General features: G+C 56.8%; 1 protein-coding gene and 1 pseudogene. One reads left to right on the top strand and one right to left on the bottom strand.

All coding sequences use genetic code 11. The features are described from left to right. Positions 1 to 568 (bottom strand): annotated as a pseudogene (locus INF37_RS16055) (RNA dependent RNA polymerase); the annotation flags it as partial. 122 nt (positions 569 to 690) lie between these two features. Here INF37_RS16055 and INF37_RS16050 point away from each other — a divergent pair. Beyond that, the coding region (locus INF37_RS16050) for an AAA family ATPase (RefSeq protein ID WP_207730517.1) at positions 691 to 1,480 on the top strand (790 nt) is incomplete at its 3' end.

Below are 1,480 nucleotides of genomic sequence, written 5' to 3'. Positions count from 1 at the left end.
TTTTGTCAATGCGGATGCCGTCCACCCGGGTTCCGCTGGAAAACATGAGGCCGTTGTAGGCGTAGAGTTTGCTGAGTTGGCATCGGCCCAGTTCCATGTTCAGCATGATCCGTTGGCGCATGGGCTCGTACAGTTCCGCCCGTATAAAGGAGAGGCGAGACTGACGGCTCATGCTGGCGGAGCGCTCAAAGGCCACATAGCGGCAGGGACCGCCGCCGAAGTCCAGGGTGATCCCCTCGGGACGGAACATGTCTCTGGCCTTCTCCCGGCGGGCCTGCTGCGTCTTTCCGGTTCCACGCCGGTCAAAGATCCCGGCAAAGTCCATATAGAACAGCACATCGGAAAGCGCTGTGACTTTCTCATCGCTACGCTCCTGCCAGCCCTCCCCGTGGAGTTGGTACATCAGTTGATGGAACATGGCGCAGCTGTCCTGCTCGTGCTTGGCACCCGGTACCTTGCAGTGCTCGGTGGCACTGCGGTTCAGAGCAAAGATATAAACGCCGTCTTTCTCCGCGGCATAGCTCATCACTGCCCGGGCAGAGAGTTCGTAGATCTGATAGGTCGCCATTGGCTCACCTCCGTTTGCTCCATTCTACCATAAACCATTTCAAAGTCAAAACGAATACTACTCCCACTTCTTTTGAGGTGGGAGCTTTTTGTATTCAAATTTTTGAAATGGAGGGACCAAATATGAACAACAAAATGAACCATCCCCTGATTACAGTGGACGGCAGAACCCTGATGGATCGTCCGCTGGAGCCGCCCAATTTTGTGGTGGACACCCTGATCTCTCAGGGCCTGCACATCCTGGCAGGCTCCCCGAAAGTGGGCAAGTCCTGGCTTGCTCTGTGGCTGGCGGTGACGGTGGCTAAGGGAGAACCTGTCTGGAACATGACCACCAAGCAGGGTACCACCCTCTATCTCTGCCTGGAGGATTCTGTCCTCCGCATCCAGAACCGGCTGTTTGAGATCACAGAGGACGCACCAGACAGCGTCCACTTCTGCACGGAGTGCGCCCTCATCGGCCAAGGGTTGGAGGAACAGGTGGACGCATTTATCGCCGCACACCCCGACACCATGCTGGTCATCATTGATACCTTGCAGATGATCCGTCCGATCCACGACGCCACCTACGCCAATGACTACCGGGATCTGTCTGTGCTCAAGCGGCTGGCAGACAAGCACGGCATTGCCATCCTACTCATCCACCATCTGCGCAAGGAAAAGGCGGAAGATGTGTTCCACCGGATCTCCGGCACCACCGCTATCAGCGGCGCGGTGGATTCCAGCTTCACCCTGGTGGAAGAAAAGCGGGGCAGCGGCAGGGCCAGACTGACCTGCGTGGGCCGGGACATCGAATACCGGGAGTTGGAGTTGGAACGCAGCAGTGAAAATGTGTGGAAGTTGGTTTCGGACAGCCGGACACAGCCGGAACAATTGGAGGGGCAAATCGTTGTTCTCCTCTCTGCGTTTATGAGCA

This window comes from Pseudoflavonifractor gallinarum (genome assembly GCF_014982855.1).
Taxonomy (GTDB): domain Bacteria; phylum Bacillota; class Clostridia; order Oscillospirales; family Oscillospiraceae; genus Pseudoflavonifractor_A; species Pseudoflavonifractor_A gallinarum.
Note: the sequence above shows the minus strand (reverse complement) of the source record. Positions and strands in the feature narration are given on the sequence as shown.